Source organism: Shewanella eurypsychrophilus (genome assembly GCF_007004545.3).
Classification (GTDB): Bacteria; Pseudomonadota; Gammaproteobacteria; order Enterobacterales; family Shewanellaceae; genus Shewanella; species Shewanella eurypsychrophilus.
The window spans coordinates 3,020,898-3,042,071 of the sequence record NZ_CP045503.2 but is presented as its reverse complement, the minus strand read 5'-3'; the positions used below and the strand labels follow the sequence as shown (position 1 = coordinate 3,042,071).

Genomic DNA, 21,174 nt, shown 5'->3' with positions numbered 1-21,174 from the left:
ATGAACATTAAACAAACACTAATAGATTTTATAGAAGACGAAAGTGGACTAACGGCAGTTGAATATGCAATTGCTGGCGGACTGGTGGTTGGTGGAATGATCGCAGCTTTTAATCAACTAGGTTCTAATGCTACAGCTAAGTTGAATTGTCTAGCATCGGCCGTAACGGGTGCGAGCAGTGACTGTACTTCAGGTTCTTAGAAACAATTCTTTGAAATTAAGAATAGCCCATATGGAAGTGGGCAGATTTTCTAAATCTGTTTCTTTGTGATTACGTCTACGGAGACAGATTATGACGGACACACAATTAACTCTTCAGCTTATCTTATCGGGTCTATTTTTTACATCTGCAATAGTGATGGATCTGTATCAAGAAAAGATCCCTAATAAACTTTGTCTCTTAGCCATATTTTGTGGGTTTGCAATAAACGCCTATTTCGCACAACTCGCCGGTGTTCTAATGGCCACATTTGGTTTTGGTTTAGCATTTATCATTCTTTTCCCGACTTTCTTATTCCGAATCTTAGGTGCTGGTGATATTAAGTTAATGATGGGGATTGGTGCCTTAATGGGGCCTCAATTACTATTCTCAAGTATTGTTTATGGCATCGTCGCAGGAGCAGGAACTAGTCTCATTCTTATCATCTGGAAAACAGGGTTCCTTGGTTTGGCCAAGACACTTAAACGTTATTGGGACTGTATCTATCTACAAAGTTATTTTAAACCAGAAGCGGATGAAGCAGCGGGTCAGCGGGTGCCATATGCTCCCGCTTTAGCGATTGGTTGGTTATGGGCTTGCTCATTGGATAGCGAAATATTAGAGCTTTATTTTAACTGGAATCAATATCTTGGTCTGTGGGGAATATAACAATGCTGAGACTTAGCACCGATGATCCACTAGAACCTCAGAAACTTGATCAATTAAACAATTCAGAGCTAGCACCTAGAGCTAAAACGATAGCGCAAACAGGTATACAAGAATCTATTTTAATCGAATTAATGCTCAAGCATTTACTTGCTGGAGGGGTGTTAATTAAAGCAGACATTGTCTCTTTTATGGGGATAACAGGCGGGATCGTACAAGAGCTTTTGGATAGCGCTAAGCAACTTGCATGGGTTGAAAACCGGCAATCTACTGCAGATGGGCAAATGCGATATGCGTTAAGCCATAGTGGTAGTGAGTATGCTAAGCAAGCTTCTGCTAAAAGTGGCTACAGAGGGTTAGTTCCAGTCCCGTTGGCTCAATATTCAGAGATCTGCTGTAAACAGTCTAGTCGACGAAAAGCGATAACATTTGAAATGCTACAGAATGGATTGAAGGCATTAGTTTTACCTAATGAATTATTGCATAAAATTGGTCCCGCATTGAATTCAAGTCGACCGGTTCTAATCTATGGTCCTCCAGGCACAGGTAAGAGCTACCTCTGTCGTAATTTAAATTCAACCTTAGGTGATTCGGTGCTAATTCCGTATGCCATTTCAATCGGCAATGAAATTATTCAAGTATATGATCCTCAACTTCATCATAGGATAGACGATGAAGCTTCAAATAATCAATTAGACCTGGTTCAAGGTCATGATCCTAGATGGATAAAATGCAAGCGGCCATTAAGGATCACTGGTGGAGAGTTAACTGCTGAGATGCTTGAAGTACAATTCGATAGTCACAGTAGAACCTATATGGCACCAATACAATTAAAGGCCAATAATGGAATTTTATTACTGGATGACTTAGGTAGGCAGAAAATTAGTGCTAAACAATTGTTTAATCGTTGGATTATCCCTATGGAAGAGAGGAGAGATTTTCTTGCATTGCAATCAGGTGAACATTTTGAGATCCCTTTTGAGCTTATTTTACTTTTCTCTACTAATCTGGATCCTAATGAGCTTGTTGATGATGCATTTTTAAGAAGACTAGGTTACAAAATTCACTTTGATGCATTAGATGAGCCCTTATATCGAAAAATATGGTTTCAAGTATGTGAGGAACAAAACTTGGTTTGTCGTGAAGATGAATATCAACACCTTCTTGTTGAATATCATCAACTTTTTGAGAAGCCCTTGATCCCGTGTTATCCAAGAGATCTGTTAGGCATCATGTCAGATCAAATTAGCTTTATGGGTTTAAAACGAGAGGTCACTAAGTCTTTGATTGCTGAAGCTTGGTCTATCTATTTTGTGTGATTTAGTCGCTATCAATGAGCATCCAAGGAGCTTTTGATGAACAATAAAACTATTTTATTTGTCTTACTGTCATTGATTTTTGGTGTCGCGGCGGTCTTCTTGGCTCAAAGCTGGTTGAAGTCAAATACCGAAGCGAATTCACCTCAAGCTACAACTGGGGTTGTTACTATGGCTACAGTTGCTCCTTTGGGGGCAATACTTGAGAGAAAACATCTAAAGCTTCTAGCAATGCCAAATTCAGTGATCCCTGAAACTGCAATCAAGTCCTTCGAGGAAGCAGAGGGCATGGTCGTTAAGCAAAACCTGTATGCAGGTGAGATTTTACGTAGTGAGAGACTGACTCGAAAAGGTGAAGGCAGTACCTTAGCAAGTTTAATTTCCCCTCAGATGAGAGCTGTAACCATCAGAGTCAATGATGTCATCGGTGTCGCTGGTTTTCTGCTTCCAGGAAACCGTGTTGATGTGTTAAATCTTTTCAAAAGAGATGGTCGATTGCAAACGGATGTGGTATTAGCAAATGTTAAAATACTTGCTATCGATCAACGGGCATCGAGCGATGAAAATAAACCCAAATTAGTCAGAGCTGTCACTTTAGAGTTAACCCTTGGACAAGCTGAAGTTATTATGATTGCAAAAGGCCGGGGTAAGTTACAACTCGCGTTACGAAATCCAAATGATTCAACCAAGGTAGAGTTAGCATCGATACAAGGTCCTGATGTAAAGCAGATAAAAGAGGCGGAGCCGAAAACTCAGTCAGTACAAGCTATTGTTAGATTACCTTCAGAGACAAAATCTAAAGTATTTCTATTAAAAGGGATGCAAGAGCAGGTTATCAAGGTCAGTAATTAGCATTAGTTGTTAATGAGTCCCATAAATGTCAAACAGGAGTGCACCATGGCACGTTTAATTCTTAGATTGCTGAGGCTAGCAACTTGTTCAATATTTTTATCTTTTATTTCCCTCTCAAGTTATGCAGGCGGCCCAACTGGTATTGATAAAGAGATTAAACATATTCCAATTTTTAAGTCTAAAGTTTTCAAGATTGGATATCCGGTTCACCGAGTGAGTGTCGGTAATCCAAAGATTGGTGATATCAAATTACTGCCTAACAATGAGCTCTATGTTCTAGGTAAAAAACTGGGTAGCACCAACATTATGATTTGGGACAGAAACGAGCAGCTTGTCGAAGTGATTGACATTGAGATCACTCACGATCTTAATGGCTTGAAAATGCGTCTGCATGAGTTTCTTCCCTCTGAAAAATTAGGTGTGCAGACCTCACAAGGCCAATTACTGATAAGTGGTCAAGCCTCGAATTTACAGAAGATGAACACAGCCGTCGAATTAGCTGAGGCATACGCACGAGCTGCGTCAGTCTCTAAAATCAAAAGTACCGTGTTAAATATGATGACTGTTGGTGGGGATCATCAGGTAATGCTTGAAGTTGTTATTGCTGAAGTGCAAAGAGAAGTGGCTAAGCAATTTGACTCAAAATTTTTTATATTTAGCCAAGGAGACAATTTTTCCGGTGGTGTAGCTGGTGGAGGCGGCGCTTTTGATTTAAATCCTGCTGCTGCGATAGATAGTCGAGGTATTTTTGCCAGATATCTCAATGATAATCTACTCATGAATTTTGCATTGGATGTTGCTAAACAAAATGGATTGGCAAAAGTATTAGCAGAACCGAATGTAACTGCGATGAGCGGGCAATCGGCGGAGTTTCTATCTGGTGGGGAATTCCCCATTCCTGTTCCAGGAACAAATGGCTCTACGACTATTCAATATAGAGATTTTGGTGTAGGGGTTCGGTTTGTTCCTACAGTGCTTGACTCTGGACAGATCAACTTAAACCTTAATGTGATGGTGAGTGAAGTCAGTAACGCTAATTCTGTGACCCTATCGGGTGGGGGGTCGAATGTAGCATTGATAGTGCCTTCAATTGTTAAGCGTACCACGGCTACTACAGTTGAATTAGCCGATGGTCAAACGATTGCTATCAGTGGATTAATTAGCGATACACTCAGAGAGAATATAGATAAGTTACCAGGCTTAGGCGATATACCGGTATTGGGACAGTTATTCACAAGTAAGAGCTTTAAGAGTGGACAGAGTGAGCTTGTTATTTTAGTGACACCTCGTTTAGTTAGGCCATTCAATCGTAAAAATATCTCTTTACCCACTGATGATTTTGTATCGCCTTCTGATGTTGAATTTTACCTGTTAGGGCAAATGTCGCAAAAGAAGAGCCAGTCAGATCATCACCAAACACCTTATGAAGCTGTAGAAAGTGAAGTTAAGGTAGATAATAGCGGTACAAAGCAAAAGTACGGTCATTCACTTTAAAGTTGGAGATAGTGACATGAGTTTTTATGATAGATACAGTAAATCAATGTCCAAGCGGACTTTTATATTGTGCTTGATGGGCGTGAGTTTGTTTGGTTGCGCAGAGTTAAATGATTTTCCAATGGATAAAAGCTATTTGCAGGTGAAACAGTTACAGATATTAGACATGGATGCGCCAGAGCGAAATGAAGGGATAGTTGGAACTTTAGATGGTCAATACGGTGAACAAGTAATCAAAGCTTATCGCGAAAGCCATTACCCGCCAAAACGGGCTCGAGAGCATATTAATATAAAAGTAGACTAAAATTAAAGGGGATAATAATTTCAACCTATTAATAATTATAATGTACCAATAAATCACGTCTCATTTGCTAAGGATTCCATAGAAGACGTAATTGTATAATCCTCAATATGATGAGGATAAGGCCTGCAGATGAACTCTGCCAACCCTAAAGTGAAATCATGTTCATCCAGTCTGCGCTTGAGACAGTGCGGCTCTATTCTTGTCATGTTTACCATAGGTATTTTTGCTTTGCTGACGGTCGCAGCCTTAGCCTTAGACAGTGGGCATATGTTGCTGGATAAAGGAAGGCTGCAAAATGCAGTTGATTCTGCGGCACTCTACGCGGCTAAAACCCTTCAAAGTGGGGGGAGTCTATATGAAGCTAGAGAAGCTGCGACCAATATCTTGATTCAAAACTTTCAGTTTACCGAAAATCGAGATCTAAACACTAGCGTTGAACAATCCGCCCCCAACTACAACAACACCCAAGTGACAGCTAATATTTTTATTGAATTTTCGGAATGGCCCGATCCCTTTATTCCTATATTCGATGAAGAAAGCTTATACGTGCGTGTGCGAGTTGAGAATGTTGGACTAGTAAATTTTATTGCCCAAATAATGAACTTTAATAAAATTGTCAGAGCCTCAGCAGTTGCTGGTAAGAGTTCTGATATCGAATGCTTAAATCAAGTTGTGCCTATGATGGTGTGTGGAGTCTACGAAGAGCCTAATCTTCCAGATTTGATCGATGACACTAAGCCATTTGGATTGCCAATTGACCAATTATACGTAATGAAGACAGGTTCAAATCAAGGCACGGCCATTGGCCCTGGCAATTTTCAACTCTTACGTCTGGATGGTGCCTCTGGTGGAGCTGATATAAGAAGAGCATTAGCTGGGGAGTTCGTTCCGGGTTCTTGTATCAGCGCTGGAGATGATGTCCCTACTGAGCCTGGAAATACTGTTGGTCCGGTTGTACAAGGGTTGAACACCCGCTTTGGTAAATGGCAGGGCGGGGGGCTTAATTCAGATGATCATCCCAGAGATTTCAACAATTGTCAGGGAGATAGAATCGAAGTCGATAATAATGGTGAAATAGTTCCCTTTACTGGCTCTGATGCGGAGTACAGTCATGCCGAATATGTATTAAATGCTACGACAAACTGTGATACCGGTGGTGTATCTACCGATACGAGTATTTCAGCCGGCGGTAGGCGAGAGCTACCCGTTGTGGTTGGCATTTGTGATGGTATGACAAACGGTGCCAATACCATTACGGTTTTAGGCATTGGCTGTTTCTTCTTGTCACAAGATATAAGTCAAAAAGGTAATGAATCTCATGTGATTGGTGAATTTGTTAAAGTTTGTTCGAGTTCAGGATCTGCTTCTTTAGATCCTGGATTTGTCAGTAACACGTCAACAATTGTTTTGTATCGCGATCCAGATAGTCCGGATTCGTAAGGTAAACTAAGATGAAAAAAACTAAAGGCGTCGCTGCCGTTGAGTTTACCATCATGCTTCCTATGCTTTTGTTATTGATTTTCTCTACAGGAGAGATAGGTCGAGCCTTGTTTCAATACAGTCAGCTGACTCGAATAGTCCGAGATGCAGGAAGATACCTTTCTACCACTGCAATACAAAATACAACACAAAGTTTACCAGCCCCATTAAATGATGAAACTTGTCAAAACTGTATTAGTAATACAAAAGATATTTTGGTCTACGGATATATCGGTGGTTCGGTGCCATTACTCTACGGTTTATCAACTTCTGATGTCACAATTATTGCGATACCGTCAACTGATAGCCTGACTATTTCAGTTGACTATGATTGGACCCCATTGTTTGGCGAACGAATGTCTCATTTCAGTTTAGGTCGAAAAGGGAGCTCTGATTTAAGTTTTAACATGAGTGTTAGCTATACGGTTAAAGCGATATGAGATACCAAAAGGGAGTTTATGCTGTCGAATTTGCCATTGTAGGTGGGGTATTCTTATTGCTTTTGTTCGCAGTCATAGAGGTAGGGCGCTTAATGTATACATTTAATGTACTCCATGAGGCGTCCCGTAGAGCCGCGAGACTGGCAGTTGTTTGTCAAATAGGAGATTCTGACATTAGCAATATGGCTCTATTTTATGATAGCAAGCTGATCCCTAACCTATCTTCTGGGAACCTTACCATTACTTATATTGACGAGTCTGGTAATACTGCAACGGGTACCAATATTGTGTTAATAAGAGCCGATATTTCTAATTATCAACATGACTTTTTGATCCCTGGTTTTGCCCAGGTTATTAATTCGCCAACATTTACAACCTACCTGCCTAGAGAGAGCCTAGGAGTATACCATGTTGATGAGGATGATCCTGGAAGCGGTTTTATTGATTGTAATTAATTAATCTGAATCTAAAAATTCTGACTATAGTCAGTAGTAAGGTTATTGTCTGGGGAGGAGCGCTGAATGGATAAGCCGCTGGAGTTACTCGTATCTAGTCATCAAGAAAAGGAGACTGGCTCTAACGCAATCACTCGCTCTGAAAATGATGTTATGCAAAAAAATAATTCAATATTGTCATACCCAGTTCACGCATTACTGATCAATAGCCAACATCAAAATGTTGGGGATATCGAACTTGTTCTGGATAATTGTCTAAATTTATCATGGAATAGTATTTCAACCTTAAACCCATTTGTCAGTAGTCAGTCAATTGCTCGACCGTTTAACTTAATATTGATGGTGTTACCGAATGATGAGGCTAGTGCAGTACAAGCATTACAGTTAGCTGCAACCTATCAAGTGGATATTATCATCCTAGGACAAGACACTCCTCAGAGTGTTTTAAGGTTAGCTTTTCAACAAGGGGTAAGTGACTTTATCCCCATTGATGGATCTGTCAATGAGCTGTTGAACTCATTATATAAAATCGCTAATAAATTGGCTGAAAAAGCTGACCTAGCTCCTGTTTTAGCTGTTCTAAATGGTAAAGGAGGCTCAGGTGCCAGTTTTATCGCTACAAGTATGTCTGTCATTGTGGCAGATAGAAACGAAAGTGAAGTGGCGTTACTTGACACAGATCTATTACAAGGAACCTTGGCTCATATGTTAGGGCTTGAGCCGAGCTATTTTATTACTGAGGCAATCCAAGAGTTAGATTCACTCGATGAGATCGCGTTGAAAGGTGCGATGACGAACCGTGGTCACCTTCATTTATTGGCTGCTGAACCTTTTGGTGTCCTGAATGCACCAGATGATATAGAGCTAAGAAATACCAATGAACTCTTGCTCAAGTGTCGTCAATTCTATGATCAAGTCATGATTGATCTTTCGCGTGGGCCTGAAGTGTGGAATGCAGATATGCTGACCAATGCGAACATTTTAATTGTGATGCAACAAAATGTTATGAGTATTCGTGAGTCTCGAGCTGTGGTAAATCAACTCGTTAATTTCATGGGCATTGAAAAAGATAAAATTCACATATTAGTTAATCGATATCAAAAGACCAGTTCAGGGATATCGCTTAAAGACATAAAAGAGACAGTGGGCGTCAACTCCATTTTTGTCGTGGCCAATGACTTTAAGCTAGCGAGTCAATGTGTCGACTTGGGGACCCCAATAACAGATGTCGCTAAACGAGAACAAATATTAATTGATCTTTGTAGCGTAACTGAACATTTTTTTCCGAAATCTCAACATACTGAGACGAGTTCAAATGGATTTTGGAATCGAATATTAGGAAAGTAATATGAGCTTAATGCAAGATAAAGAAGGTCTAGAGTTTAAGCCGTTAACTCAGGAAGAGCTGATACTTAAAGAGCAGTTATATAATAAGTTGCTCACAGTGATGGATCTTTCATTGATAGAAACCATTTCTAAAGATCAAGCAAAGCAACAGATTACAGATATTTGCGAAAAACTTATTAATGATTTGCACCTACCAATTAATCTCAGTTCAAGAAATAAACTTATTAAAATGATCATCGACGAGGTGTTGGGTCTCGGGCCCTTAGAAACCTTGCTCGCCGATCCAACTATTTCAGATATATTAGTTAACTCTTTTGATAGGGTCTATGTAGAGCGTAGAGGCAAGCTAGAACCAGTGGCCATTAAGTTTCATAACAATGCTCATCTGTTAAATATTATTGATCGTATTGTTTCCAGTGTTGGCCGTCGAGTTGATGAGTCATCACCTATGGTTGATGCCAGACTGGCAGATGGTTCGCGTGTCAATGCCATCATTCCTCCTCTTGCATTAGATGGACCCGCACTGTCGATTCGGCGCTTCGCAGTCGATAAATTGAAAGCTGAGCAACTTATTAGTTATGGTTCCATCACTGCGCCTATGGTTGAACTATTGCGTGGGGCTGTGGCGGGTAAGTTGAATATCTTGGTTTCTGGCGGTACAGGTAGTGGTAAAACCACATTACTTAATATGCTATCTGGTTATATTCCAAGTGATGAACGTATCGTGACCATTGAAGATTCTGCTGAGCTACAACTGCAGCAACCTCATACTGTGAGGTTAGAGACGCGACCAGCAAATATTGAGGGACGGGGGGAAATTAGCCAAAGAGAACTGGTGAAAAATTGTTTACGTATGCGACCAGATAGAATTGTGATTGGTGAGGTCCGTGGTGGCGAAGCGTTGGATATGTTAACTGCTATGAACACTGGCCATGAAGGCTCATTAACGACATTACATGCTAATAGTCCAAGAGATGCATTGGGAAGGCTAGAGTATATGGTTTGCATGGCTGGTTTTGAAATGCCAGTAAGTAATATCCGTACACAGATTGCTTCAGCTATCGACCTCGTGGTTCAGCTTGAGCGGCTTGAAGATGGTGGAAGAAGGGTAACAAGCATTCAAGAAATAAACGGTATGGAGGGCGATATTATAACCATGTCAGAAATCTTCCATTTTGTGCGAGAAGGCAAGGACCAAAATGGTGACATCATAGGTCAATTTAGCTCTACTGGTGTGATCCCGGGCTTTCATAGTAAGTTGAAGCAACATGGTATAGAGCTTCCCTATGAGCTGTTTAATACAGGTGATCCGTTTGCTGACTTTTAGGGGAGGAGCATATGTTTTCTAATGAAGTAATATTTCTTGGTTTGATCTTTTTAGCCGTTATTCTCTTATCTCAAGCCCTGTTTCTACCTGTCTATAGCCCGCAAAGAGCGAATACTGCTTTAGTCAGAAAAAGGTTAAAACAATTATCAGAAAAAGCAGATGGCGAAGTGTATGAAACATCCTTATTGAGAAAAAGCCGTCTGCAGAAAGTAACCAGAATGGGTCGGGCTCTAGAAAAAATAGAGTTTATTGAAAATCTGAGTTATCGACTCGAGCTCGCGGACTATAAGATAATGGGGCATCACTATTTATTGATGACACTCATAAGCGCATCTATCGTGGCTTTGATTTCATGGACTTTTATCCATGAGCCAACCATAACATTGGCGCTATTTGGTATCACAGTTATATTATTTAATTTCAAGTTAAATAGAGATACTAATAAGCGTATGGATTCTATTGAAGCAAGCTTTCCCGATGCTCTGGATGTGATTAGGCGAGCGCTGCAGGCTGGTTACTCTTTTTCTGATGCGATTAAATTAGCGACAGAAGAGCTTGATGGCCCGATTGCCAAAGAGTTTAAATTGATGTTCGCTAATATTAACTACACGAAAGATACTAAAAGGGCCTTATTAGGTTTCATTGAGCGTGTGCCAAGTATCTCCTCGATGGCTTTTGCTAGTGCGGTTATGGTGCAGAAGGAAACAGGTGGTAATTTAGCCGAAAATATAGGTAATTTATCCCGAGTGATCCGACAACGCTTTAAATTTAGACGACGAGTTAAAACATTGTCAGCGGAAGGCAGGTTATCAGCTTGGATTCTAATATTATTACCATTTGTACTTTTTGCTGTGATTTATATACAGACCCCAGGATATGTCGGGGAGCTCACTGGTACCGAAGAGGGCCAGAAACTATTGATGTGGGGGGCTGCCGGTATGACCATCGGTGGTTGGTGGATAAGTAAATTAATTAAAATAGACATGTAATTATGGATTATTTAATAGGTTTATTCGGGGCATTATTTGATGATCCTGAGAATATAAAATGGGGCATTTATGGGATTGCTGCGATTGCAGGCATTACGTTTGCGATGGCCATCTCTTATCTTATAAGCGGTATTTACTCACCATTAAGAAAACGATTAAAAAGTATTAATAAGGAAAGTGAACCACTATTTGGTGCTGAAAATGATGTTAATGCGACCCTTGAGCATGGCATTAGTCATACACCTAAGCATTTTCCAATTAATCTTTCAAATGATGAAACTCGAAAACTGCTTATTCATGCCGGCCTGCATTCTGAAAATGCATTATCTATTTTTAGCTCTGTTCGATTAATTTTAATTCTTGTTGGTGCCGGTTTATCTGTTGTTGTGCTCAATTTTTTTCCAGAACTATCGACAATGATGACGGTTTATATCATCGCTTTCTTAATGGGTGGAGCATTTTTATTACCTTCTATGGTGTTACAGACCTTAGCTAATCGACGGATGAAAATGTTGAGACGTGGGTTTCCTGACGCATTGGATTTGTTAGTTGTCTGTTGTGAGGCTGGACTTGGATTGCTAGCCGCCATACAGAGGGTCGCCAATGAGTTGGCTTTAAGCCATCCCAGTCTTGCTAGTGAGTTAGATTTAGTCTGCAGTAAGGTCAGGGCTGGATTGACGGTAAAGGTTTCATTAGAGGAATTTACTGACAGAACAGGACTTGAAGATATACGGGGTCTAAATTCAGCGATTTCACAAAGTATCCGTTTAGGGACTGGGATAGCAGCTACTCTACGAGTTTTTTCTGATGAGTACAGAGATAAACGTTTGCAAGAAGCTGAAGAGCAAGCCGCTAAATTGGCAGTTAAAATGATATTTCCTATGATGTGTTGTATCTGGCCTTCATTTTTTATTGTGGCCGTAGGCCCAGCGGTACTGAAAGTGATGAAGGTGTGGGGTCAGGCGTTTTAGTCCCTCTCAATAAACAGGACTGGAGAAGTGTAGATGATAAATATAAATGCTTGTAACAGTGCGAGAGGTTGCCGTACCCTTTCTCTCATAATGTGCCTGTTTATTTTACTATTAGTTCAAGGATGTAGTTCTACTCAAGATGATGAGCAATTAGCTATTGATAATACACCGCCATCGCGACAGGATCTTTATGATGGCAACACTGTGGTGTCTGTTGCTGCAGCTAACCCGCCAAAAGACGAAGCAGATGCATTGGCCAGAGCAAAACGCGAAGAAAAAACAGGCAATTTAGACCAAGCACTCTATCTATATGTTCAAGCAATCGATTTTAACGACCAAAATGCGCAAACCTTATATAACATAGCCAGAATTCATAGTATTAAAGGAAATATTCAGCTTGCCTATTTAACGTATAATGAAGCGTTAGTGATAGATCCAAAGATGATGATGTCTCATGCGGGTCTTGGGCTAATTAATATGGACAAAAGGCAGCATAGTCAAGCGAGAGTACATTTAGGAGAAGCCATTAAACTGGATCAGATCCGGTTAGGAAAGGAAGGCAATACATTAATGTCCAATCAATTGTATCCCTTAGATAAAACATCGCCAGTTCGAATATACAATGCGTTAGCGATCCTTGAGGATATGAATAATGATCATAATATGGCCAGAGAGTATTACCAACTAGCATTACAAAGAGAGCCTAGATCAGCGCTTATCACTACCAATTTAGGCTATTCATATTACCTCACGGGTAACTTTACCCTAGCTGAGAAATACCTTAAACGAGCAATCAAAGAGGATCCTAGTTTTGATCGGGGATGGACAAACTTAGGGCTGGTTTATGTAAGAAAAGGACTTTACGCCAGAGCATTGACGACATTCGAGCATTCTATGGAACCAGCTGATGCACTCAATGATCTTGGTTATTTTTTAATGTTAGAGGGACAATATAGCCAGGCGATTGAATTATTCCAGCGAGCCATTGATAGTTCACCAAGTTATTTTGAACAAGCTCAAAAAAACTTAAAGCGTGCGTCGATGGAGCTTAGGAGCAAAAATCGACATTAATGGTTTTAATCCTAATTCGCTAATCTCTGGATCTGTAGCAAGGTTCTCTACATTTTCGATGAATATTCACCCCTTAATTACCAATGGGTAAAAGACATAAAAAAACGCCCGAATGGGCGTTTTTATTAAAGCGTCAGTCAGCAATTAGAAACTTGCTGATTTAGGTGCTCTAGGGAATGGGATCACATCACGAATATTTGAAACGCCTGTCACATAAGAAACAAGACGTTCGAAGCCCAGACCGAATCCTGAATGAGGCACAGTGCCATAGCGACGTAAATCACGGTACCACCAGTAATCTTCTTTGCTTAGGTTCATTTCAGCAAGGCGAGCATCGAGTACATCTAAGCGCTCTTCACGTTGAGCACCACCAATGATTTCACCGATACCAGGTGCTAATACATCCATGGCTGCCACTGTTTTGCCATCATCGTTCAGACGCATATAGAAAGCTTTGATGTCTTTCGGGTAGTTCTTAACGACAACAGGGGCTTTAAAATGCTCTTCAGCCAGATACCTTTCATGTTCTGATTGAAGATCGATACCCCACTCAACGTCATATTGAAACTTTTTACCACAGTTCTTCAAAATTTCAACAGCATCAGTGTAATCAACTTGTGCAAAATCACTGGTTATGAAAGATTCAAGACGATCAATAACCGTTTTATCAACACGTTGTGCAAAGAATTCGAGATCATCGCGACGTTCTTCAAGTACGGCTTTAAAACAGAATTTTAGCATCTGCTCAGCGAGTCCGGCAACATCATCTAAATCGGCAAAAGCGACTTCTGGTTCAACCATCCAGAATTCCGCTAAGTGACGGCTGGTATTTGAGTTTTCTGCACGAAAGGTAGGACCAAAAGTATAAACCTTTGATAATGCGCTGGCGTAGGTTTCTGCATTTAGCTGACCAGAAACCGTAAGGAAAGATTCTTTACCGAAAAAGTCTTCGGAGTAATCCACTTTGCCTTCATCAGTGCGAGGAAGGTTTTCCATGTCCAAAGTGGATACACGGAACATCTCACCAGCACCTTCAGCGTCTGATGCAGTGATAAGCGGTGTAGAAACCCAGATAAATCCTTGCTCGTGGTAGAAGCGATGAATTGCCTGAGAAAGACTGTTACGTACACGTGCTACAGCACCAATGATGTTAGTACGTGGACGTAAGTGTGCTAATTCTCTCAAATGTTCAATCGAGTGACGCTTAGCAGCCATTGGATAGGTATCAGGATCTTCAACCATACCTGCAACTTCAACTTGTGTGACTTGAAGTTCAAAAGACTGACCTTTACCAGGAGATTCAACAACTTCACCAGTCATAATCACAGAGCAACCTGTGGTTAATTTTAATATTTCGTCATTGTAATTATTTAAACTATTTGGCACTACGCCCTGTATAGGGTCGAAACAAGAACCATCATAAACGGCAAGAAAAGAGATACCAGCTTTGGAATCTCGACGAGACCTTACCCAACCTCGAACGGTTACTTGCGAACCGATCGCAAATTCACCTTTAAATACAGAAGCTACAGATGTAATGCTCATTGCTAGTTAGTTCTCCAACGAAACGTTTTATAAAAATATTTTGGATGAACATATTACCTTGCTGACGGCGTTTAACAAGGGGAAACAACGACTATTAGCGCGATTGAATGGATTTTATTGTCCATATAAGAAAAATACTCAGTTCGCCGTTGAGAGGAAAGGCTTTCATTATTAAATAATATCAAAATGCAGATGATGGCAGTCACAATATATAATTGTTATGATTAAAAAACAGACGGGTAAAATGTTAGTGAGGCAGTATGAAAAAAGTAAAAATATTTCAGCGATTGCTCGCCGCACTTTCTATCTCTGGCTGGTCATTAGCCGTTTATGCTTTGCTGGTTTTTGACAAAGCTAGACCCGATAGAGCCATTGGTTATTATTTAAGTAAAGGGTCCTCGGTACGCTTGCAATGGGATCCACTTGCAACGTTACAACTTGAACACATAATCTGGGCTTGTGCGGCAATTAGCTTTGTCAGTTTAGGGTTTAATTATTACTTTGCCCACCACAGTAAGATGGGCTACTGGTTTAACATTCCGTTGTTATTATTAAGCTCATTAGCAGCGGCGCTCTACTTACGATTTATTTTGTAGTTGCAAGCAGAGGCTATTAATCATTGCTGCGGTAGCTCCCCAGATAAAGTGATCTTGGTATTGTATGAAATACACTGGGTACATCTGCCCGTTGCGTTTAAATGTTTTTTTATGCCTATTTTTAGACTTCAATAAATAGCTTAACGGAACGGTAAAAATTTCGTCTACTTCTCCCGGGTCTAATATGGGAGTGAAGTCTTGTTTAACGAGTCCGATGACAGGGGTGATTTCAAAACCTGTAAAGGTATTCATTTTAGGATATTGACCGACAACCTCCACATTTGACTGATTGAGTGCTATCTCTTCTTCTGCTTCACGTAAGGCTGTGTGTATGATTGAATTGTCATTATTTTCGACTTTACCGCCTGGAAAACTCACTTGGCCGGGATGTGCCCTAAGGTGAGTAGGGCGACGAGTAAGTATGACATGAAGTTCATTGTCGATATGGGTAATAGCAATCAACACGGCTGCTTGTCTAAGTTCGCGCTCAATATGCGGGGTATTTTCAATCTGAAGTTGAAGTAAATTATATCGAGTTCTAAATTCTTCTATTTGCATTTCACCAACCTACGAGTTGGAAATGGGTGAACAATGCCTTTCAGGCAGAATATTTGATATATACGCCAGACCGTTGAGCAATAGAATTTAGTGATATATTTACCCTTCAAGTATCGGCAAGATTTTACTTACCTTATCATAACTCTCCTGATACTCATCATCAGCTTGAGAGTCTGCAACAATACCGCCGCCAGCCCAGCAGTGTATTTCTCCTTTAGTTGCGACTAACGTTCTGATGGTAATGCTAGTGTCCATTTGACCATCTTGACTGATGTAGCCGATAGAGCCGCAGTATAAGCTGCGTCTTGATGGTTCTAGTTCTTCAATAATCTCCATTGCCCTTATTTTGGGTGCCCCTGTAATTGAACCGCCAGGGAAACTCGCTTTTAAAAGATCTGTCGCATGGTATTGGTTATCTAGCTTGGCTGTCACGGTACTGACTAGATGATGCACCGCAGGGAAGCTTTCAACTTTAAATAGGTGTGGCACCTTTACAGAGCCGGGCTTCGCCACTTTGCCAAGATCGTTTCTTAATAGATCGACAATCATCAGGTTTTCGGCGCGATCTTTTTCTGAATTTAGCAACTGCTCAGCAGAGGCTATATCTAACCCTGCATCCGAAAATCTTGGCTTAGTGCCTTTTATTGGTTTTGTCTGTATATCCTGCCCCCTTAATTGAATAAATCGCTCAGGGGAAATTGAGATTAGTGCCGCCTCAGGTAAACGAATAAATGCCGAGTAAGGTGCTTTATTTTCTTTGCTGAGTTTTAAGAAAGCGTGCCACTCATCGCCATTGTAACTGGCGCTGAAACGTTGAGTGAGATTGATTTGGTAACAATCCCCACTGTTAAGGTAAGTCTGAATACGATCAAACTTTTCAATGTATTGTGATTTTGTTATTTGTGCTTGCCATGTAGACGTGAGCTCAAATGGTTCTGCTGTCGATGGTTCAGTTGCTGATAAGACAGACTCAACCCAAGCTAAGGCAGATTTGGCATCATCTTTTGAACCATAATGAACCAGACTCCAGAGTTTGAGTTGTCGATCAAATACCAATGCCCAAGTATAAATACCTATGTTCATTTGAGGTAAATCGATATCTTCCTCGGCGAGAGTGGGTAGCTTTTCCACCAAGCGTGCCAGATCATAGCTGAAACTGCCCATAGCACCACCAGAGAAAGGTAAACTGGATGCTTTTGAGACGGGAAAGAAACGGTTAATTTCTTGAGAGATTAAATCGAATGGGTTTACTTGGCTTTGTCTTAAATCGGTACATACCGGTTTATTATCGTGATTGTCATAGTAACAGATTGAAGTCGTGTCATCTTGGGTGACTAAACTTGCGACTGGAGCAACACAAATAATGTCATATCGGCTATCACTGTGGTTGGTATCAGCTGAGGTGAGAAGCATAGACCAGGCTTGCTGTGAGAAGGGTGCAAAAAGCTCTGATGCTGTGTATTTCCAATCCAGATGCAGTATTGAAGTGTCCTGCAGCGTCGATAAACTCATCGATTAACCTTATCTAAAATGTGATGTTCCCCTAATTCTTGCGAAAGAGTATCATATCTAAAAGCTAGCATTAATAAAAACAGATACAGACGTCACGACTGGCGAAAAAGTATCCCTATGTCATGTATAAGGAAGTGATTGTGAGTAAAGAAGTAGTCATTAAACAAGCCGATCTCATCGAGAGCGTAGCCGATTCCCTACAATATATCTCTTACTATCATCCTAAGGATTTCGTTGATGCAATGACGCAAGCCTATGAGCGTGAAGAAAGTGCAGCAGCAAAAGATGCTATCGCACAGATATTAATTAATTCACGCATGTCTGCCGAAGGGAAAAGACCACTTTGTCAGGATACGGGGATCGTGACCTGTTTCGTCAAGGTCGGTATGGCTGTTAAGTGGGATAAAACTGATATGACCATTCAGCAGATGGTCGATGAGGGCGTGAGACAAGCCTATCTTAATCCAGACAATCCACTGCGTGCATCTATAGTCGCAGATCCAGCCGGGGCACGTAAAAATACCAAAGATAACACGCCATCTGTGGTCCACATCGATATGATACCAGGCAATCACATAGAGGTTGCTATCGCTGCTAAGGGCGGTGGTTCTGAAAATAAATCTAAGATGGCGATGCTTAACCCTTCTGATGATATCGCCGCTTGGGTAGAGAGAACATTACCTACTATGGGCGCAGGCTGGTGTCCACCAGGAATGCTTGGTATTGGTATCGGCGGTACCGCTGAAAAAGCGGCGGTATTAGCTAAAGAATCGTTAATGGATCCGGTCAATATCCATGAACTTCAGCAAAAAGGCGCTGACACAGCCGAAGAAAAGTTACGTCTTGATATTTTCGAACGTTCAAACAACTTAGGCATAGGTGCTCAAGGGCTTGGTGGCTTAACCACTGTGCTGGATGTGAAAATCAAGTCGGTTCCAACTCATGCAGCCTCAAAGCCTGTCGTTATGATCCCTAACTGTGCGGCGACACGCCACGTTCACTTCCATTTAGATGGCACTGGACCTGCTGACTTAGTCCCGCCTTCTCTAGACGATTGGCCTGTGATCACTCGTGAAGCGGGAGAGAACACCCATCGCGTCGATCTAGATAAAGTCACTCAAGCAGAAATTGAAACGTGGAAGAGCGGTGATACGCTACTGCTCAATGGAAAAATGTTAACTGGCCGTGACGCTGCCCATAAGCGTATTCAGACATTAATTGAAAGTGGTGAAGGCCTACCAGAAGGTGTCGACTTTACCGGTAAGTTCATCTATTACGTTGGACCCGTTGATCCAGTTGGTAATGAGGTCGTTGGACCTGCAGGCCCGACAACAGCAACACGTATGGATAAGTTCACTGACTTGATGCTCGAAAAAACGGGTTTGATGGGCATGATAGGTAAAGCTGAGCGTGGTCCAGCGACTGTTGAGTCTATTAAGAAGCATAAAGCCGTCTATCTTATGGCTGTCGGTGGCGCTGCATACTTGGTGTCTAAGGCCATTAAAAAATCACGAGTCGTTGCCTTTGCAGACTTAGGTATGGAAGCTATCTATGAATTTGATGTTAAAGATATGCCAGTAACCGTAGCGGTTGATTCAGAGGGCGTTAATGCCCATGAAACTGGACCGGCTATGTGGAAAATTAACGTAAAATAACTCACTGATAATTTTTGTCTGTATAAAGTTTGGTTTAGGTTGCTTGCCTAATCCAAACTTTTTGGATAGTGTTCGTTTATTCGTGTTTATACATTTGTATAGACTCAGGTTTGCATGGATGCACTGACAATAATTTCGCTAATAATAACCAATAATCCACACGATAATGGATGCTTAATTATCGTGCTTTATCTGGCTGATTTAATGTGAAATCACTAATGATGATAATAACAATGAAAAAAACTGCAATCATACTTGCTATGGCGAGTACCGGAGTCATCTTATCGGCTCAGGCCTCATCTCTACAGCCTTTTAAGGTCCAGGACCTAGTTAAAATCAACAGGTTACACTCGGCAAGTTTATCAAATGATGGTCATAAACTTGTTTATGCAATCAAAAAATTTGATGAAGCAGGCAAGGCAAATTCAGATCTGTATATTCAAGATCTATCCCAAGCTGCTAGCAAAGCGAAACAACTGACTTATGCAGCAGGCACTGAACATAGCGCCGTGTTTTCAGCTGACGATCAGTCTGTATTTTTCTTAGCGAGCCGCGATGGTTCGAGTCAGCTATATCAACTTCCATTGAATGGCGGTGAAGCCAAACAGGTTTCACAATTGCCACTCGATATAGAAGGCTTCAAATTGTCTCAAGATGGCACCCAAGTCGTCTTGAATATGCGGGTATTCCCAGATTGTCAGGACCTGCAATGTTCAAAAGATAAATTCACTGCAGAAGCTGAACGTAAGTCTACTGGACGTGAATATAAGCAGCTAATGGTCAGACATTGGGATACATGGAGTGATCATTCAAGAAGTCACCTATTTGTTGCTCAGTTAAATGGTGAAAAGATCATTGACGCTGTCGATGTTACAGCAGGCCTTGATACAGAAACCCCGCCTAAGCCATTCTCTGGCATGGAAGAGGTGACTTTCACACCTGATGGTAAACATGTTGTTTACAGTGCTAAAGCGCCGAGTAAAGATCAAGCATGGATCACTAATTATGATTTATGGCAAGTGCCTGTTACTGGTGGTGAAGCCACCAATCTGACTGAGACTAATAAGGCTTGGGATGCTCACCCAACATTTTCTGCCGATGGTCGCTACCTTGCTTATCTCGCCATGAAAAAGCCAGGTTTTGAAGCTGACAGATACCGCATTATGCTACGCGATACTGTCACCGGTCAGGAAAAAGAGGTCGCGCCACTATGGGATCGAAGTGCAAGTTCTCTAACATTTGGTAAAGATAACCGTACTTTATATGTCACGGCTCAAGATGTAGGCCAAGTCACGGTCTTTGAGGTGAATACGCAATTTGGTGATGTTAAAACGGTATTCAATGATGGCAGTAACAGCATCGTAGGGATCAGTAATGACAAGATTATCTTTAACCATAAGAGTCTCGTTCAACCTGGCGATCTGCACTCAATCAACTTTGACGGTCAAGGTCTGCAAAAACTGACCGATGTTAACAGTGAAAAGTTGGCAAAAATCAAGTTCGGTGAGTTTGAACAATTTAGTTTCAAGGGCTGGAATAACGAAGAAGTTCATGGCTATTGGATTAAACCGTCCAACTATAAAGCCGGGACCAAATACCCGATCGCTTTCTTAGTTCACGGTGGCCCACAAGGTTCATTTGGCAACTCTTTTAGCAGTCGCTGGAACGCTCAATTATGGGCTGGTGCCGGATATGGCGTAGTGATGATCGATTTTCATGGTTCTACTGGCTATGGTCAGGCATTTACCGACTCAATCACACAAGATTGGGGTGGGAAGCCGCTTGAAGACTTGCAAAAAGGCCTTGATGCTGTCACTCAGCAGCAAAAGTGGTTAGATCCTAACCGTACTTGTGCACTAGGAGGTTCATACGGCGGCTACATGATGAACTGGATCCAAGGTAATTGGAGCGATGGGTTTAACTGTCTGGTTAATCACGCTGGTTTGTTTGATATGCGTTCTATGTACTATGTGACCGAAGAGCTTTGGTTCCCAGAGTATGAGTTCGGTGGTACTTACGACGAAAATAAAGCGCTATATGAGAAATTTAATCCAGTGAATTACGTTGAGAACTGGAAGACGCCTATGTTGGTGATCCATGGTGAAAAAGATTTCCGTGTTCCTTATGGTCAAGGTCTTGCTGCGTTTACCTTTATGCAAAGAAAAGGCATTCCATCTGAGTTGCTGATTTATCCGGAAGAGAATCATTGGATCCTCAATCCTGATAACCTGGAACAATGGTACGCCAATGTCTTGGGTTGGATGGACCGCTGGACTAAAAAGTAACCTGTAATTTTCCGCTTAGTATGGTTAGATGAAAAGGTCAGATATTTATCTGGCCTTTTTTGTCGATGATTTTTGTATAAACTCGATAAAGTGTATATCGTTTTCAAGTCCTA

The 21,174-nt window shown here is 41.2% G+C and carries 20 protein-coding genes; 17 read left to right on the top strand and 3 right to left on the bottom strand.

Going from position 1 to position 21,174, the window contains the following annotated elements:
• From FM038_RS12855 to FM038_RS12790, 14 genes are all read left to right on the top strand, one after another.
• The gene (locus tag FM038_RS12855) at window positions 1–201 is read left to right on the top strand and encodes a Flp family type IVb pilin (RefSeq protein WP_195873011.1); all 201 of its coding nucleotides are present in this window, start codon (window positions 1–3) and stop codon (window positions 199–201) included.
• Between the two features lie 91 nt (window positions 202–292).
• On the top strand, window positions 293–868 hold the full coding sequence (locus tag FM038_RS12850; protein WP_195873010.1) for an A24 family peptidase: 576 nt from the start codon (window positions 293–295) through the stop codon (window positions 866–868).
• A 2-nt stretch (window positions 869–870) separates the two neighbouring features.
• A complete protein-coding gene (locus FM038_RS12845) occupies window positions 871–2,184 on the top strand; it encodes a DEAD/DEAH box helicase family protein (protein ID WP_142871302.1) in 1,314 nt (437 codons plus the stop codon).
• Window positions 2,185–2,220: 36 nt separating this feature from the next.
• Window positions 2,221–3,033, top strand: a complete 813-nt coding sequence (gene cpaB, locus FM038_RS12840; RefSeq protein WP_142871301.1) for a Flp pilus assembly protein CpaB — start codon at window positions 2,221–2,223, stop codon at window positions 3,031–3,033.
• 45 nt (window positions 3,034–3,078) lie between these two features.
• Window positions 3,079–4,527 (top strand): type II and III secretion system protein family protein, encoded by a 1,449-nt coding sequence (locus FM038_RS12835; RefSeq protein WP_142871300.1) that lies wholly within the window; start codon window positions 3,079–3,081, stop codon window positions 4,525–4,527.
• A 16-nt stretch (window positions 4,528–4,543) separates the two neighbouring features.
• Window positions 4,544–4,831 (top strand): hypothetical protein, encoded by a 288-nt coding sequence (locus tag FM038_RS12830; RefSeq protein ID WP_223292853.1) that lies wholly within the window; start codon window positions 4,544–4,546, stop codon window positions 4,829–4,831.
• A gap of 129 nt (window positions 4,832–4,960) precedes the next feature.
• The gene (locus FM038_RS12825) at window positions 4,961–6,271 is read left to right on the top strand and encodes a TadE/TadG family type IV pilus assembly protein (protein WP_142871299.1); all 1,311 of its coding nucleotides are present in this window, start codon (window positions 4,961–4,963) and stop codon (window positions 6,269–6,271) included.
• Between the two features lie 11 nt (window positions 6,272–6,282).
• Window positions 6,283–6,750 carry a TadE/TadG family type IV pilus assembly protein gene (locus FM038_RS12820; RefSeq protein WP_142871298.1) on the top strand — a complete coding sequence of 156 codons (468 nt, stop codon included), beginning with the start codon at window positions 6,283–6,285 and terminating at the stop codon, window positions 6,748–6,750.
• The gene (locus FM038_RS12815; protein WP_142871297.1) at window positions 6,747–7,205 is read left to right on the top strand and encodes a TadE/TadG family type IV pilus assembly protein; all 459 of its coding nucleotides are present in this window, start codon (window positions 6,747–6,749) and stop codon (window positions 7,203–7,205) included. Before FM038_RS12820 ends, FM038_RS12815 begins: the two co-directional genes overlap by 4 nt.
• A gap of 66 nt (window positions 7,206–7,271) precedes the next feature.
• Window positions 7,272–8,552, top strand: coding sequence for a CpaE/TadZ family protein (locus FM038_RS12810; protein ID WP_142871296.1), 1,281 nt, complete (start codon window positions 7,272–7,274; stop codon window positions 8,550–8,552).
• A gap of 1 nt (window position 8,553) precedes the next feature.
• Window positions 8,554–9,879, top strand: coding sequence for a TadA family conjugal transfer-associated ATPase (locus FM038_RS12805; RefSeq protein WP_142871295.1), 1,326 nt, complete (start codon window positions 8,554–8,556; stop codon window positions 9,877–9,879).
• Between the two features lie 11 nt (window positions 9,880–9,890).
• Complete coding sequence (locus tag FM038_RS12800; protein WP_142871294.1) at window positions 9,891–10,868, top strand: type II secretion system F family protein; 978 nt, start codon at window positions 9,891–9,893, stop codon at window positions 10,866–10,868.
• Between the two features lie 2 nt (window positions 10,869–10,870).
• The gene (locus tag FM038_RS12795) at window positions 10,871–11,839 is read left to right on the top strand and encodes a type II secretion system F family protein (protein WP_195873009.1); all 969 of its coding nucleotides are present in this window, start codon (window positions 10,871–10,873) and stop codon (window positions 11,837–11,839) included.
• 33 nt (window positions 11,840–11,872) lie between these two features.
• Window positions 11,873–12,910, top strand: coding sequence for a tetratricopeptide repeat protein (locus FM038_RS12790; protein WP_142871293.1), 1,038 nt, complete (start codon window positions 11,873–11,875; stop codon window positions 12,908–12,910).
• Between the two features lie 144 nt (window positions 12,911–13,054).
• Here the strand turns inward: FM038_RS12790 and asnS are convergent, their stop codons facing one another.
• The gene (asnS, locus tag FM038_RS12785; protein ID WP_142871292.1) at window positions 13,055–14,455 is read right to left on the bottom strand and encodes an asparagine--tRNA ligase; all 1,401 of its coding nucleotides are present in this window, start codon (window positions 14,453–14,455) and stop codon (window positions 13,055–13,057) included.
• 260 nt (window positions 14,456–14,715) lie between these two features.
• Between asnS and FM038_RS12780 the strand changes: the two genes are divergently transcribed.
• The gene (locus FM038_RS12780) at window positions 14,716–15,051 is read left to right on the top strand and encodes a hypothetical protein (protein ID WP_142871291.1); all 336 of its coding nucleotides are present in this window, start codon (window positions 14,716–14,718) and stop codon (window positions 15,049–15,051) included.
• On the opposite strand, the gene FM038_RS12775 is transcribed toward FM038_RS12780, so the two are convergent.
• Both FM038_RS12775 and pabB read right to left on the bottom strand, forming a co-directional pair.
• Entirely contained in the window at window positions 15,034–15,609 is a 576-nt protein-coding gene (locus FM038_RS12775; protein ID WP_142871290.1) for a CoA pyrophosphatase, read from the bottom strand. The two genes, FM038_RS12780 and FM038_RS12775, sit on opposite strands and share 18 nt — an antisense overlap.
• Window positions 15,610–15,708: 99 nt before the next feature.
• Entirely contained in the window at window positions 15,709–17,121 is a 1,413-nt protein-coding gene (pabB, locus tag FM038_RS12770; protein ID WP_142871289.1) for an aminodeoxychorismate synthase component I, read from the bottom strand.
• A gap of 122 nt (window positions 17,122–17,243) precedes the next feature.
• Here pabB and FM038_RS12765 point away from each other — a divergent pair, with 122 nt between their 5' ends.
• Window positions 17,244–18,776 (top strand): fumarate hydratase, encoded by a 1,533-nt coding sequence (locus tag FM038_RS12765; RefSeq protein ID WP_142871288.1) that lies wholly within the window; start codon window positions 17,244–17,246, stop codon window positions 18,774–18,776.
• Window positions 18,777–19,009: 233 nt separating this feature from the next.
• A complete protein-coding gene (locus FM038_RS12760; protein WP_142871287.1) occupies window positions 19,010–21,061 on the top strand; it encodes a S9 family peptidase in 2,052 nt (683 codons plus the stop codon).
• The last annotated feature ends 113 nt before the right edge of the window (window positions 21,062–21,174 follow it).

Bases quoted from the DNA above. Each gene is read 5' to 3' on its own strand.
- FM038_RS12790 (WP_142871293.1), top strand. From the start codon at position 11,873: ATGATAAATATAAATGCTTGTAACAGTGCGAGAGGTTGCCGTACCCTT.
- FM038_RS12775 (WP_142871290.1), bottom strand. From the start codon at position 15,609: ATGCAAATAGAAGAATTTAGAACTCGATATAATTTACTTCAACTTCAG.
- FM038_RS12835 (WP_142871300.1), top strand. From the start codon at position 3,079: ATGGCACGTTTAATTCTTAGATTGCTGAGGCTAGCAACTTGTTCAATA.
- FM038_RS12810 (WP_142871296.1), top strand. From the start codon at position 7,272: ATGGATAAGCCGCTGGAGTTACTCGTATCTAGTCATCAAGAAAAGGAG.
- FM038_RS12795 (WP_195873009.1), top strand. From the start codon at position 10,871: ATGGATTATTTAATAGGTTTATTCGGGGCATTATTTGATGATCCTGAG.
- FM038_RS12815 (WP_142871297.1), top strand. From the start codon at position 6,747: ATGAGATACCAAAAGGGAGTTTATGCTGTCGAATTTGCCATTGTAGGT.
- FM038_RS12760 (WP_142871287.1), top strand. From the start codon at position 19,010: ATGAAAAAAACTGCAATCATACTTGCTATGGCGAGTACCGGAGTCATC.
- FM038_RS12820 (WP_142871298.1), top strand. From the start codon at position 6,283: ATGAAAAAAACTAAAGGCGTCGCTGCCGTTGAGTTTACCATCATGCTT.
- FM038_RS12765 (WP_142871288.1), top strand. From the start codon at position 17,244: ATGTATAAGGAAGTGATTGTGAGTAAAGAAGTAGTCATTAAACAAGCC.
- cpaB (WP_142871301.1), top strand. From the start codon at position 2,221: ATGAACAATAAAACTATTTTATTTGTCTTACTGTCATTGATTTTTGGT.
- pabB (WP_142871289.1), bottom strand. From the start codon at position 17,121: ATGAGTTTATCGACGCTGCAGGACACTTCAATACTGCATCTGGATTGG.
- FM038_RS12845 (WP_142871302.1), top strand. From the start codon at position 871: ATGCTGAGACTTAGCACCGATGATCCACTAGAACCTCAGAAACTTGAT.
- FM038_RS12825 (WP_142871299.1), top strand. From the start codon at position 4,961: ATGAACTCTGCCAACCCTAAAGTGAAATCATGTTCATCCAGTCTGCGC.
- FM038_RS12850 (WP_195873010.1), top strand. From the start codon at position 293: ATGACGGACACACAATTAACTCTTCAGCTTATCTTATCGGGTCTATTT.
- FM038_RS12805 (WP_142871295.1), top strand. From the start codon at position 8,554: ATGAGCTTAATGCAAGATAAAGAAGGTCTAGAGTTTAAGCCGTTAACT.
- FM038_RS12830 (WP_223292853.1), top strand. From the start codon at position 4,544: ATGAGTTTTTATGATAGATACAGTAAATCAATGTCCAAGCGGACTTTT.
- FM038_RS12780 (WP_142871291.1), top strand. From the start codon at position 14,716: ATGAAAAAAGTAAAAATATTTCAGCGATTGCTCGCCGCACTTTCTATC.
- FM038_RS12855 (WP_195873011.1), top strand. From the start codon at position 1: ATGAACATTAAACAAACACTAATAGATTTTATAGAAGACGAAAGTGGA.
- FM038_RS12800 (WP_142871294.1), top strand. From the start codon at position 9,891: ATGTTTTCTAATGAAGTAATATTTCTTGGTTTGATCTTTTTAGCCGTT.
- asnS (WP_142871292.1), bottom strand. From the start codon at position 14,455: ATGAGCATTACATCTGTAGCTTCTGTATTTAAAGGTGAATTTGCGATC.